Here is a 12,595-nt window from a genome sequence, read left to right as displayed (position 1 = left end):
TTACAAGGTCTGATATTCCGTCACCTGCGGTGATGGAATATCTCGCCGCGTTCGATCGTCAAGCCGCTCGCTGAGCGGCTTGACGTTCAACTTGGCGCCGGGCACCACGCCTTCGGGAGATCTCTTGACGCACTGGATCGAGCGACTTCAAAACAGCCGCAACGCCCTCGGCTTCATGTTCATGCTGCCGGCGGCGGTGCTGTTGCTGCTCTTCCTCACCTACCCGCTGGGCCTGGGCACCTGGCTCGGCTTCACCGACGCCAAGGTGGGCCGGCAGGGCGTGTGGATCGGGCTGGAGAACTACGAGTTCCTGTGGGGCGACAGCGTCACGCGCCTCGCCCTTTTCAACACCTTGTTCTACACGACCGTGGCGAGCGTGCTCAAGTTCGGCCTCGGCCTGTGGCTGGCGCTGCTGCTCAACCGCAACATCCGATTCAAGACCTTCTTCCGTGCCGTCATCCTGCTCCCCTACATCGTGCCGACGGCCTTGTCGGCCATCGCCTTCTGGTGGATCTACGACGCGCAGTTCTCCATCGTGAGCTGGGTGCTGGTGAAGCTCGGGTGGATGGACCACTACATCGACTTCCTCGGCGACCCGTGGAACGCGCGCTGGTCGGTGATCGCCGCCAACGTGTGGCGCGGCGTGCCCTTCGTGGCCATCACCCTGCTGGCGGGCCTGCAGACCATCTCGCCCTCGTACTACGAGGCCTCGGCCATCGACGGCGCCACCTCGGCGCAGCAGTTCCGCCACGTCACGCTGCCGCTGCTCACGCCCATCATCGCGGTGGTGATGACCTTCTCGGTGCTGTTCACCTTCACCGACTTCCAGCTCATCTACGTGCTCACGCGCGGCGGGCCGCTGAACGCCACGCACCTCATGGCCACGCTGTCGTTCCAGCGCGCGATCTCGGGCGGGGCACTGGGCGAGGGTGCGGCGATCTCGATCGCGATGGTGCCCTTCCTGCTGGCGGCCATTCTCTTCAGCTTCTTCGGCTTGCAGCGGCGCAAGTGGCAGCAGGGGGGTTCTGACGCATGAGCGCCATCTCCAACCAGCTCGAGATCGAGGGCATGGGCTACCTCGAGACGCGCCGCCGCCGGCTCGTCACGGTCTACCTGCCGCTGTTCGCCTTCCTGATCGTGCTGCTGTTCCCGTTCTACTGGATGGCGATCACCTCGCTGAAGCCCGACAACGAGCTGCTCTCGCGCGAGGGCAACCCGTTCTGGGTGCACATGCCCACGCTCGCGCACTTCAAGAAGCTGCTGTTCGACACCGCCTACCCCGACTGGCTGTGGAACACGGTGCTGGTGTCGGTCGTGTCCACGCTGTTCTCTCTCGCGGCCTCGGTGATGGCGGCCTATGCGATCGAACGCTTGCGTTTTCGCGGCTCCAAGCAGGTGGGCCTGGCGGTCTTCCTGGCCTACCTGGTGCCGCCGTCCATCCTGTTCATTCCGCTGGCCGACGTGGTGTTCAAGCTGGGACTTTTCGACACGCGCTGGGCGCTCATCCTCACCTACCCCACCTTCCTGATCCCGTTCTGCACCTGGCTGCTGATGGGCTACTTCCGCTCCATCCCCTTCGAGCTGGAAGAGTGCGCGCTGATCGACGGTGCCACCCGCTGGCAGATCCTGACCAAGATCGTCCTGCCGCTGGCCGTGCCCGGGCTCATCTCGGCCGGCATCTTCGCCTTCACGCTGTCGTGGAACGAGTTCATCTACGCGCTCACCTTCGTCTCGTCGAGCGAGATCAAGACGCTGCCGGTGGGCGTGGTCACCGAGCTGGTGGAAGGCGACGTGTACCACTGGGGGCCGCTGATGGCCGGTGCGCTCTTCGGCTCGCTGCCGGTGGCGTTTGTGTACTCCTTCTTCGTGGAGTACTACGTGTCCGGGCTCACCGGGTCGGTGAAGGAGTAGCGCGCTCGTTCAGCCGCCGACCCAGCGTTCTTCGGAGGCCTTGAGGTGCGAGCGCATTGCAGCCTGCGCCGCGAGCGGGTCGCGGGCTTCCAGCGCGCGGTAGACGGCTTCATGCTCCTTCAACGCGGTGTTCCAGGTGCGGGTGTTCTCGAAGCGCGTGCTCAGGTGCGACGAGATCGGGCTGTGGCGTTCGTCGAAGAGTTCGGCCACCAGGCGCTGCATCACCGAGTTGCCACTCATCTCGGCCAGCGTGACGTGGAACTGCCGGTCGTGGCCCAGCGGCGAAAGGCCCTGGGCGATCTGCGAGCGCATGCCTTCCATGCTCTCGCGCAACCTGGACAGCGCCTCGGGGGTCACGTGCGCGCAGGCCAGCACCACCACGTCGCCTTCCACCGCGGCACGTGCCTGCATGAGTTCGGTCGGGCTTTCGCCCATGGCCGCCGTGCTCCTGGCGGGGCGCTCGGGAGGCGTGCACACGTAGACGCCCGAGCCGCTGCGGATCTCGACACTCGACTCGATGTCGAGTGCGATCAAGGCCTCGCGCAACGAGGGCCGCGACACACCCAGCTGCTGTGCGAGATCGCGCTCCGGCGGCAGCTTGCTGCCAGGCTTGAATTCGCCGCGCTGGATCAGGTCGCGGATCTGGTCGGCGATCTGCTGGTAGAGGCGGCGGGTCTCGACCGGGCGGAGCTGGACGGGGGCGGAAGTCAGGGTGGGTGGGGGCACGGGGACACCTCGAAGTGGCCTGACCATGATAACTGAGCCCGGTCAGTCACTGCTCGCTCCGCCCACTCCTTTGAGTCCTCGGAGGCGCCTATGGAAAACACCTAAATCGAAGGCATTCTTCCTCGTGGAGAGTGGCTTGCGGAGGCGCTATTTGGTCAGGCCAATTAACGTTTTAGGGTAAGGTGGCTTTACCAAAAGACGTCAAATGACTAGCATCCGCTGCCTGACCCCAGGAGGCCTTCTTGTCCGCTCACCTCGCCCGCCACGACTCGCCAGCCCGCCTCGACAGCGGCCGGCTCGGCGCGCCCGGCGAGCAGGCGGAGGTGTTGCTCGAACTGGAGGGCATCAGCAAGCACTTCTTCAACGTGGTGGCCCTGGCGGGCGTGAGCCTCACGTTGCGCCGCGGCGAGGTGCATGCGGTGTGCGGCGAGAACGGTGCCGGCAAGTCCACGCTGATGAAGATCATCAGCGGGCAGTTCGCGCCCGACGAAGGCACGCTCCGCTACAAGGGCCAGGTGCGCCGCTTCGCGTCGACGCACGAGGCCGAGGCCGCGGGCATCGCCATCATTCACCAGGAGCTGAACCTGGTGCCGCACCTGTCGGTGGCGGAGAACATCTTCCTCGCCCGCGAGCCGCGCAGGGGCTGGTTCATCGACCGCGCCCGGCTGCACGCCGATGCCGAGCGCTGCCTGCAGCGCCTGGGGGTCGACATTGCGCCGCAGACGATCGTGCGCACGCTCCCGGTGGCGCAGCGGCAGATGGTGGAGATCGCGAAGGCCCTGTCGCTCGACGCGGAACTGCTGATCATGGACGAGCCCACCTCCTCGCTCACCGAGTCGGAAACGAGGCAGCTGTTCAAGGTGATCCACGAACTGCGCCGCAACGGCGTGGGCATCCTCTACATCTCGCACCGGCTCGATGAGATGGCCGAGATCGTCGACCGTGTGACTGTGCTGCGCGATGGCCGCTACATCGCCACGCACGACTTCGCCGACACCACCGTCGACGCCATCGTGGAGCGCATGGTCGGCCGCTCGCTCGACGACAAGTTCCCGCAGGCCACCCGCATCCCGACGCAAGACGTGCTGCTCTCGGTGCAGGGCCTGGCCCGCGAAGGCGTGTTCAGCGACATCGGCTTCGAGCTGCACCGCGGCGAGATCCTCGGCTTTGCCGGCCTGATGGGCGCCGGCCGAACCGAAGTCGCCCGCGCCATCTTCGGTGCCGACCGCCTCGATGCCGGCACGGTGAGCCTGGGGGCGCAGCGGCTCGACATCCGCTCGCCCATGGATGCCATCCGTCACGGCCTGGCCTACCTCTCCGAAGACCGCAAGGCGCATGGCCTGGCGCTCGACATGACGGTGGCGCACAACCTGACGCTGGCGCGCATGGCGGCGGTGGCCAGCCGCTTCGGCTTCATCCGCTTTGGCGACGAGGCGGCGGCGGCGCAGCGCTACGTCGACACCCTGTCCATCCGCACGCCCTCGGTCCACCAGAAGGTGCGCAAGCTCTCTGGCGGCAACCAGCAGAAGGTGGTGCTGGGCAAGTGGCTGTTCCGCGAGTCGCGCGTGCTCTTCTTCGACGAGCCCACGCGCGGCATCGACGTGGGTGCCAAGTACGCCATCTACCAGCTGCTCGACGAACTGGCCGCGCAGGGCATCGGCGTGGTGCTCATCAGCTCCGAGCTGCCCGAGATCATGGGCATGACCGACCGCGTGGCCGTGTTCCACGAAGGCCGCATCACCGCCATCGTCAACACGCGCGAAACCTCGCAGGAAGAACTGATGCACCACGCCTCCGGGCGTGCGCGCCTCTCGAGCGTTCCGTCTCCAACAAAAGAACACGCATGAACGACCGACAGAAAGACCTCGTCCAGAAGTTTGCTGCCCTCGGCAGCCTGCTGGCGCTGACGCTGGTGTTCTCGCTCGTCAGCGAGGCCTTCTTCTCGATGGGCAACGCGCTCACCGTCGCGCTGCAGGTGACGTCCATCGCCTACCTGGGCATCGGCGCCACCTGCGTGATCATCACAGGCGGCATCGACCTGTCGGTCGGCTCCATCCTCGCGCTGTCGGGCGTGGTGGCGGCGCTGCTGGTGAAGGCCGGCTGGCCGGTGCCGGCCGGCATGCTGGCCGGGCTGGTGGTGGGCGGGCTGTGCGGGCTGGTCAACGGCCTGTGCGTCACCGTGCTCAAGCTGCCGCCCTTCATCGCCACGCTGGGCATGATGCTCGTGGCCCGCGGCATCGCGCTGCAGATCACCGAGGCGCGCGCCATCGGCGGCCTGGGCGAGAGCTTCGCGGCGCTCGGCAACGGCAGCCTGTGGCGCGTGGTGCGTGTCGGTGCCGATGGCTTTCCCGACGTGGTGTTCCCCGGCATTCCCTATCCGGTGTTGCTGATGGTGGTGCTGGCGGTCGCGGTGGCGATCATGCTCAACCGCAGCACGCTCGGGCGCCACCTGTACGCAGTGGGGTCCAACGGCGAGGCCGCGCGCCTGTCGGGCGTGAACGTGGCGCGCGTCACCGTCTTCGCCTACGTGCTGTCGGGCCTGCTGGCCGGCCTCACCGGCTGCGTGCTGATGTCGCGCCTGGTCACCGCACAGCCCAGCGAGGGGCTGATGTATGAACTCGATGCGATCGCCGCGGCCGTGATCGGCGGCACCTCGCTCAGCGGTGGTGTGGGCACGATCAGCGGCACGCTGATCGGCGCCTTCGTGATCGGCATCCTGCGCAACGGCTTGAACATGGGCGGTGTGTCCGCCTTCGTGCAGCAAATCATCATCGGGCTGGTCATCCTGCTCACGGTATGGATCGACCAGATGCGCAATCGACGATGACTCCCCACCGGGCGGAACAGCCCGGCATTCCAACGAGAGACAACCTTTCATACGCAGAAGGAGACGACATGAAGCACGTGATGAAGCATCTGGTGGTGGCCGTGGCCCTGGGCCTGGCCGGCGCGGTCGCGATGGCCGCCGACAAGGAGATCGCGGTGATCGTGAAGACCGCCAACAGCGACTTCTGGCAGAACGTGAAGAAGGGCGCCAACGACGGCGTGGCCGGCATGAAGGGCTACACCACCACCTTCCAGGGCGCGGCGTCAGACACCGACCTGGCCGGCCAGGTGGCGCTGGTGGAGAACGCGGTCAACCGCAAGGTGGCGGGCATCGTGCTCGCACCGAGCGACCCCGACGCGCTGATCCCGGCGATGAAGAAGGCCTGGGAGGCGAAGATCCCGGTGATCCTGATCGACTCGGCCGCGTCCGACGCGGGCAAGAACTACTACCAGTCCTTCCTCGCCACCGACAACAAGAAGGCCGGCGAGTTGTGCGCACAGGCGCTGATCGCCAAGGTGGGCACCACCGGCAAGATCGCGATCATGTCGTACACCGCCGGCTCGGGCTCCGAGATCGGCCGCGTGGGCGGCTTCAAGGACTACATCGCCAAGAACTCCAAGCTGCAGATCGTCGGCCCGTTCTACTCGAACTCGCAGATGGGCACGGCGCTCAACCAGACCACCGACGTGCTGGCCGCCAACGCCGACCTGAAGGGCATCTTCGGCGCCAACGAACCGACTGCCATCGGCATGGGCCGCGCGCTGGTGCAGGCAGGCAAGGCCGGCAAGGTGGTGGCCATCGGCTTCGACGGCAACGCCGACCTGCAGGGCTTCATCAAGGACGGCACGCTGGAGGCCATCGCCGTGCAGAGCGCCTACCAGATGGGCAGCCTGGGCGTGAAGACGGCCATCGAGGTCTCGCAGGGCAAGAAGGTGCCGAAGTTCCTCGACACCGGCGTGGTGATGGTCACCAAGACCAACATCGACAAGCCCGAGGCGAAGAACGTCCTGTACTGACTGCTGGCAATCGAGAGACGGACATGAAGCACACGGACAGCCGACGCTTGCCCCGGGTCGACCTGTCCGTGCCCGTCTTCGGCCTGGGCTGCGCCCAGCTCGGTGGCCTGTTCCAGGCCATGCCGCAGGCTCAGGCCACCGCGCTGGTTCATGCCGCCTGGGACGAGGGCGTGCGCTTCTTCGACACCGCGCCCTACTACGGCTACACGCTCTCGGAGCGGCGGCTCGGTGCCGCCTTGTCGCGCCGCCCGCGCAATGACTTCATCCTCAGCACCAAGGCCGGCCGGCTGATGTGGCCCGACGACAGCGTGCGGCCCGGCGACGACGGCTTTGCCGAGCCGCTGCCTTTCAAGCCGCACTTCGACTACAGCTACGGCGGCGTGCTGCGCTGTGTCGACGACAGCCTGCAGCGCATGGGCCAGGCGCGCATCGACATCCTCTTCATCCACGACATCGGCCGTGTGACGCATGGCGAGCGCCATGCCCACCACTGGCGGCAGCTCACGCACGGCGGCGGCTTCCGCGCGCTCGAATCCTTGCGGCGCGACGGCTTGGTGCGCGCGGTGGGTCTGGGCGTGAACGAGTGGCAGGTGGTGCACGAGGCCTTGCAGGAGTTCGACCTCGACATCAGCATGCTGGCCGGCCGCTACACGCTGCTGGAGCAGGAAAGCCTCTCGCCCCTGCTCGACGAAAGCCTGAAGCGCGGCCACGCCATCGTGGCGGCCGGGCCGTTCAACTCCGGAGTGCTGGCGGGGGCCAGCACCTTCAACTACAAGCAGGCACCCGCCGAGGTGCTGCAGCGCGTGCAGGCCTTGCAGGCGGTGTGCCGTGAGTTCGAGGTGCCGCTGCCTGCGGCGGCACTGCAGTTTCCGCTGGCGCACCCCGCGGTGGTGACCTGCATGGCCGGCGCGCACGACGCGGCGCAGCTGCGCCAGAACATCGCCTGGCTGGAGCAGACGCTGCCCGATGCGCTGTGGCTCGCGCTGCGCGAGCGTGGCCTCGTCGACGAGCGTGCACCCCTCCCGCTGCAGGGAGAAAGACGCTGACATGCAGATCATCGACGCTCACCAGCACTTCTGGCGCCTCGCCGACCGGGCGGGCCAGTGGCCACCCGCGTCGTTGGTGGAGATCCACCGCGACTTCGGGCCTGCGGACCTGCAGCCCTTTCTCGAGCGCTGCCATGTCAGCGGCACCGTGCTCGTGCAGTCGCTGCCCAGCGTGGCCGACACCGAGTACCTGCTGCAGCTGGCCGAACGGCATGCCTTCGTGCGCGGTGTGGTGGGCTGGGTCGACCTGAAAGCCGCCGACGCCGCAGCGCAGATCGACCGGTTGGCGCAGCACCGGCAGCTCAAGGGCCTGCGGCCGATGCTGCAGGACCTGGACGACGAGCGCTGGATCGACGACCCCGCGCTGGAGCCCGCCGTCGCGGCCATGCGGGGCCACCGCCTCAGCTTCGACGCCCTGGTGCTGCCACGCCACCTGGGCGCGCTGCTGGCGTTCGCCAGGCGCAATCCGGCGCTTCCGATCGTCATCGACCATGCGGCCAAGCCGGCCATCCCGCGCGGGCAGTTGCAGCCCTGGCTCGGCGACCTGGCGGCACTGGCGGCCCTGCCGCAGGTTCACTGCAAGCTGTCGGGCCTGCTCACCGAGGCCGGGCCCTTCCCGCATGCCCAGCGCCTGCAGCCGTGGATGGAAGCGGTCTACCAGCTGTTCGGTCCCAGGCGGCTGATCTGGGGCAGCGACTGGCCGGTGCTCAACCTGGCCGGCCACTACGAAGGCTGGCTGGCCATGGCCCTGCGCTTCTGCGAGCTGCAGCCCGGCGCCAGCGACGAGACGCTGGCCGCCATCTTCGGTGGCAATGCGCGCCGCTTCTACCGGCTCGACGGAGGCTGACGCACATGCAGCGCATGGGAATGGTCATCGGCATCGCGCCGGAACACATCGCCGAATACAGGCGCCTGCACGCCGACGTGTGGCCGTCGGTGCTCGACCGCATCCGCCGCTCGCGCATCCGCAACTACAGCATCTTCCTGCGCGAGCCCGAGAACCTGCTCTTCGGCTACTGGGAGTACCACGGCAGCGACTTCGAGGCCGACATGGCGGCCATCGCCGCCGACCCCGAGACGCAAGCCTGGTGGCGCCTGTGCGGCCCGTGTCAGGTGCCGCTCGCCTCCCGCCAACCCGGAGAACACTGGGCCGCCATGGCCTCGGTGTTCCACGTCGACTAGGACTGACATGCTCACCGTCATCTGCCAGACCCCCGGCACCTTGCGCGCCGAAGAACGCGAGCGGCCCGTGCCCGCCGCCGGCGAGGTGCTGCTGCGCGTGAAGCGCGTCGGCGTCTGCGGCACCGACCTGCACATCTTCACCGGCGACCAGCCCTACCTCGCCTACCCGCGTGTGATGGGGCACGAGCTGTCGGGCGTGGTGGAGTCGGCGCCGAAGGAGAGCGGCCTCGCGCCGGGTGATGCGGCCTTCGTGATGCCGTATCTGTCCTGCGGCCGCTGCATCGCCTGCCGGCAGGGCAAGACCAACTGCTGCGTCAACATCCAGGTGCTGGGCGTGCACCGCGACGGGGCCTTCGCCGAGTACCTCTGCGTGCCGCAGGCCTTCGTTCACAAGGCCGAGGGCGTGACGCTGGACCAGGCGGCGATGGTGGAGTTCCTGTCCATCGGTGCGCACGCGGTGCGGCGTGGCGCCGTGCAAGCCGGCCAGCGCGTGCTGGTGGTGGGGGCGGGGCCCATCGGCATGGCGGCACTGATCTTTGCGCGCCAGCGCGGCGCCACGGTCACCGCGCTCGACACCCGCGCCGACCGCCTGGCCTTCTGCGAGCGCCACCTCGGCGTGGCGGCCGCGGTGCCGATCGGCGCCGACGACGAGGCGCGGCTGTCGGCGCTCACCGAAGGCGAGTTCTTCGACGTGGTGTTCGACGCCACCGGCAACGCCCGCGCCATGGAGCGCGGCTTCAAGTTCGTGGCGCACGGCGGCAGCTACGTGATGGTCTCGGTGGTGCGCGATGCCATCAGCTTCTCCGACCCCGAGTTCCACAAGCGCGAGACCACGCTGCTGGGCAGCCGCAACGCCACGATGCAGGACTTCGAGACCGTGCTCGCGGCCATGCGCGCCGGGCAGGTGCCGACCGATGCGCTCAACACCCACCGCATGCCGCTGGCGCGCGTGCCCGATGACTTCGCTACGCTGCTCGATCCGGCGCAGGGCGTGGTGAAGGCCATCGTCGAATGCTGAGGAGGAGACCGTGAGAATGTGTTGGTGGGCCGAGCGCCGGGCCGCTCCCAAGCCGGCCCACATCCCCTCGGGGGATCGACCGATGTACCCATCGGGCGAGGGGTGGTCATGAACCCACCGATCCTGCAGTTCGGGACCAGTCGGTTCCTGCTGGCGCACGTCGACCTCTTCGTGTCGCAGGCCATGGCTGCAGGGCAGGCGCTCGGCGGCATCGCGATCGTGCAGACCACGCGCAGCGCCGACAGTGCGGCGCGGGTGGCGGCATTGGCGGCAGGCGGGAGCTACCCGGTGCACATCCGCGGCCTGCAGCGCGGCGTGCCGGTGAGCGAGACGCTGCATGGCGAGGCCATCCACGAGGCCTTGAATGCCGATCTGCAGTGGCCGCGCGTGCGCGAGCTGGCCTGCCTGGTGCAGGTGATCGTCTCCAACACCGGCGACCGCGGTTATGAGCTCGACGACCGCGACCCGCTGGACCTGCACACGCAGACCGGCCGCGTGCCGCGCAGCTTCCCGGCCAAGCTGCTGGTGCTGCTGTATGCCCGCTGGCGCGCGCGGCCCGAGGCGCCGCTGTCGATCTACCCCTGCGAGCTGGTCTCGCGCAACGGCGAGGTGCTGCGCGGCGTGGTGTTGCAACTCGCGCGCCGGTGGGCACTGCCGGCGGCCTTCATGGTCTACCTGGAGCGGCATTGCGTGTGGGCGAACTCCCTGGTCGACCGCATCGTCTCCGAGGCGGTGAAGCCGGTCGGTGCCGTGGCCGAGCCCTATGCGCTGTGGGCCATCGAGCGCAGGCCAGGGCTGGTGCTGCCGTGCGCGCACCCGGCCGTGCGGCTGACGGACGACCTGGCGCACCACGAGCGGCTCAAGCTGCTGCTGCTGAACGGGGGCCACAGCTTCCTGGCCGAGCGCTGGCTGCTGGACCGCCGGCCGGCCGGCGAGACGGTGCTGGAAGCGATGAACGACCCGGCGCTGCGCCGCGAGCTCGAGCTGCTGTGGGCCGAAGAGGTGCTGCCGGTGTTCGATGCCCTCGGTGAACGCCGCGAAGCACTCGCCTACCTTGACGAACTGCGCGACCGCCTGCTCAACCCCTTCCTGGCGCATCGCCTCGCCGACATCGCCCAGAACCATGCGCAGAAGAAGCAGCGCCGCTTCCGGCCTGCGCTGGCGCTGGCCGACGAATTGGGGCTGACGCTGGCGCAGAAACGCCTGCGCGCCGCGCTGGAAAGCACTACGCTGGCCTGACCTGTTGTTGAGATGCACACATGAGCTCCGAAGCCTCCCCCCTCATCCTGCTGAGCGACGCCGACAACGTGGCGGTGGCGCGCCATGAGATCGCTGCCGGCACGCCGCTGGCCGGTGGTGTCGTCAGCCGTGCCGTCATCCCCTCGGGCCACAAGATCGCGCTGCGTGACATCGCCGAGGGCGAGGTGGTGCGCAAGTACGGCCAGGTGATCGGCCTCGCCACACAGGCCATCGCGGCGGGCGAGCACGTGCACGTGCACAACCTCGGCATGGGCGGCGACAGCCACGACCATGCCGCGGGGAAGCAGTACCGCGCCACACCGCAGGCCCCGAGGCGCGCCACCTTCCAGGGCATCGTGCGGCGAGACGGCCGGGTGGGCACGCGCAACTACCTGGGCGTGATCGCGAGCGTGAACTGCTCGGCCACCGTCTGCCGCTATATCGCCGAGGCCTTCAAGGGCGAGGCGCTGCGCGACTTCCCCAACGTCGACGGCGTGGTGGCCATCACCCACGGCAGCGGCTGCGGCATGGGCGGCAGCGGCGAAGGCATCGAGATCCTGCGCCGCACGCTGCGCGGCTATGCCGACCACCCCAACTTCGCCGGTGTGCTGGTGATCGGTTTGGGCTGCGAGGTGAACCAGGTCGCGCCGCTGGTGGAGAGCCTGAACGCCCGCGAGCCGGGGCTGGTGGGGGCGCTGACCATTCAGGAGGAAGGTGGCACGCGCGAGGCGGTGGAAGAAGGCAAGGCGCTGCTGCGCGAGATGCTGCCGCTGGCCAATGCGGTGACGCGAACCGAGGTGCCGGCGAGCCACCTCACGGTGGGCCTGCAGTGCGGCGGCTCCGACGGCTACTCCGGCATCAGCGCCAACCCCGCACTGGGCGCCGCGGTGGACCTGCTGGTGGCGCAGGGCGGCACGGCCATCCTCTCGGAAACGCCCGAGGTCTACGGTGCCGAGCACCTGCTCACCGCACGCGCCGCGTCACCCGCCGTCGCCGACAGGCTGATGCAACGCATCCACTGGTGGGAGGGTTACACGCGGCAGCACCACGGCGACATGAACAACAACCCTTCCCCGGGCAACAAGGCGGGCGGCATCACGACCATCCTGGAGAAGTCGCTGGGTGCCGTCGCCAAGGGCGGCAGCACCGGGCTGATGGCCGTCTACGAGTACGCCGAGCCGGTGCGCGAGGCCGGCCTCGTGTTCATGGACACGCCCGGTTACGACCCGGTGTCGGCCACAGGCCAGGTGGCGGGCGGTGCCAACCTCATCTGCTTCACCACCGGCCGCGGGTCGACCTACGGCTGCAAGCCCACGCCCTCGCTCAAGCTCGCGACGAACAACACCTTGTTCAAGCGCATGAGCCTGGACATGGACTTCAACGCCGGGGAGATTGTCGAAGGGCGGCAGACGGTGGCCGAGGCGGGGGCGGCCTTGTTCGAGTTGATGCTGGCCACCGCGTCCGGCCGGCCGACGTGCAGCGAGCAGCATGGGATGGGGGACAACGAGTTCGTGCCGTGGCAGTTGGGGGCGGTGATGTGATGCCGATGTTCGTGCGCAGCGCCGAGCGGGCCTTCGATAACTCAGCCCGAGCGGACTGTGGCCTGCGTGGCCTGTGCAGGCCACCACCC

12 protein-coding genes are annotated in these 12,595 nt (G+C 68.3%); 11 read left to right on the top strand and 1 reads right to left on the bottom strand.

All coding sequences use genetic code 11. From position 1 onward, the window contains the following. Nucleotides 1-175 precede the first annotated feature (175 nt). Both VFL64_RS09185 and VFL64_RS09180 read left to right on the top strand, forming a co-directional pair. Nucleotides 176-1,036, top strand: coding sequence for a carbohydrate ABC transporter permease (locus VFL64_RS09185; protein WP_489540078.1), 861 nt, complete (start codon nt 176-178; stop codon nt 1,034-1,036). After that, entirely contained in the window at nt 1,033-1,911 is an 879-nt protein-coding gene (locus VFL64_RS09180) for a carbohydrate ABC transporter permease (RefSeq protein ID WP_489540076.1), read from the top strand. Before VFL64_RS09185 ends, VFL64_RS09180 begins: the two co-directional genes overlap by 4 nt. A 9-nt stretch (nt 1,912-1,920) precedes the next feature. Here VFL64_RS09180 and VFL64_RS09175 read toward each other — a convergent pair whose 3' ends face one another. Next, nucleotides 1,921-2,637, bottom strand: coding sequence for a FadR/GntR family transcriptional regulator (locus VFL64_RS09175; protein ID WP_489540075.1), 717 nt, complete (start codon nt 2,635-2,637; stop codon nt 1,921-1,923). A gap of 323 nt (nt 2,638-2,960) precedes the next feature. Between VFL64_RS09175 and VFL64_RS09170 the strand changes: the two genes are divergently transcribed. The 9 genes from VFL64_RS09170 to VFL64_RS09130 all read left to right on the top strand — a co-directional run bounded on the left by VFL64_RS09170 (nt 2,961) and on the right by VFL64_RS09130 (nt 12,506). Further along, nucleotides 2,961-4,484: a sugar ABC transporter ATP-binding protein gene (locus VFL64_RS09170; protein WP_489540077.1), complete on the top strand. Its 1,524-nt coding sequence runs from the start codon at nt 2,961-2,963 to the stop codon at nt 4,482-4,484. After that, a complete protein-coding gene (locus VFL64_RS09165) occupies nt 4,481-5,464 on the top strand; it encodes an ABC transporter permease (protein WP_489540074.1) in 984 nt (327 codons plus the stop codon). The genes VFL64_RS09170 and VFL64_RS09165 overlap by 4 nt, the downstream gene beginning before the upstream one ends. A gap of 68 nt (nt 5,465-5,532) precedes the next feature. Continuing rightward, nucleotides 5,533-6,480, top strand: a complete 948-nt coding sequence (locus VFL64_RS09160; protein ID WP_489540073.1) for an ABC transporter substrate-binding protein — start codon at nt 5,533-5,535, stop codon at nt 6,478-6,480. Nucleotides 6,481-6,503: 23 nt separating this feature from the next. Next, nucleotides 6,504-7,526 carry an aldo/keto reductase gene (locus VFL64_RS09155; RefSeq protein ID WP_489540072.1) on the top strand — a complete coding sequence of 341 codons (1,023 nt, stop codon included), beginning with the start codon at nt 6,504-6,506 and terminating at the stop codon, nt 7,524-7,526. 1 nt (nt 7,527) lies between these two features. Next, nucleotides 7,528-8,373 (top strand): amidohydrolase family protein, encoded by an 846-nt coding sequence (locus tag VFL64_RS09150; RefSeq protein WP_489540071.1) that lies wholly within the window; start codon nt 7,528-7,530, stop codon nt 8,371-8,373. A 5-nt stretch (nt 8,374-8,378) separates the two neighbouring features. After that, nucleotides 8,379-8,708 (top strand): L-rhamnose mutarotase, encoded by a 330-nt coding sequence (locus VFL64_RS09145; RefSeq protein WP_489540070.1) that lies wholly within the window; start codon nt 8,379-8,381, stop codon nt 8,706-8,708. A 7-nt stretch (nt 8,709-8,715) separates the two neighbouring features. Continuing rightward, nucleotides 8,716-9,726 (top strand): zinc-binding alcohol dehydrogenase family protein, encoded by a 1,011-nt coding sequence (locus VFL64_RS09140; protein ID WP_489540069.1) that lies wholly within the window; start codon nt 8,716-8,718, stop codon nt 9,724-9,726. A gap of 108 nt (nt 9,727-9,834) precedes the next feature. Beyond that, a complete protein-coding gene (locus VFL64_RS09135) occupies nt 9,835-10,965 on the top strand; it encodes a mannitol dehydrogenase family protein (RefSeq protein WP_489540068.1) in 1,131 nt (376 codons plus the stop codon). Nucleotides 10,966-10,985: 20 nt separating this feature from the next. After that, nucleotides 10,986-12,506, top strand: coding sequence for a UxaA family hydrolase (locus VFL64_RS09130; protein WP_489540067.1), 1,521 nt, complete (start codon nt 10,986-10,988; stop codon nt 12,504-12,506). Nucleotides 12,507-12,595: the final 89 nt, after the last annotated feature.

The sequence above is a fragment of the Rhizobacter sp. genome (assembly GCF_035702065.1).
GTDB lineage: Bacteria > Pseudomonadota > Gammaproteobacteria > Burkholderiales > Burkholderiaceae_C > Rhizobacter.
The sequence above is the reverse complement of the archived record's forward strand: the minus strand, read 5'-3'. Positions and strand labels throughout refer to the sequence as shown.

Coding starts and splice junctions, on each gene's coding strand:
- VFL64_RS09185 (WP_489540078.1), top strand. CDS start 176: ATGTTCATGCTGCCGGCGGCGGTGCTGTTGCTGCTCTTCCTCACCTAC.
- VFL64_RS09180 (WP_489540076.1), top strand. CDS start 1,033: ATGAGCGCCATCTCCAACCAGCTCGAGATCGAGGGCATGGGCTACCTC.
- VFL64_RS09165 (WP_489540074.1), top strand. CDS start 4,481: ATGAACGACCGACAGAAAGACCTCGTCCAGAAGTTTGCTGCCCTCGGC.
- VFL64_RS09160 (WP_489540073.1), top strand. CDS start 5,533: ATGAAGCACGTGATGAAGCATCTGGTGGTGGCCGTGGCCCTGGGCCTG.
- VFL64_RS09155 (WP_489540072.1), top strand. CDS start 6,504: ATGAAGCACACGGACAGCCGACGCTTGCCCCGGGTCGACCTGTCCGTG.
- VFL64_RS09150 (WP_489540071.1), top strand. CDS start 7,528: ATGCAGATCATCGACGCTCACCAGCACTTCTGGCGCCTCGCCGACCGG.
- VFL64_RS09145 (WP_489540070.1), top strand. CDS start 8,379: ATGCAGCGCATGGGAATGGTCATCGGCATCGCGCCGGAACACATCGCC.
- VFL64_RS09140 (WP_489540069.1), top strand. CDS start 8,716: ATGCTCACCGTCATCTGCCAGACCCCCGGCACCTTGCGCGCCGAAGAA.
- VFL64_RS09135 (WP_489540068.1), top strand. CDS start 9,835: ATGAACCCACCGATCCTGCAGTTCGGGACCAGTCGGTTCCTGCTGGCG.
- VFL64_RS09130 (WP_489540067.1), top strand. CDS start 10,986: ATGAGCTCCGAAGCCTCCCCCCTCATCCTGCTGAGCGACGCCGACAAC.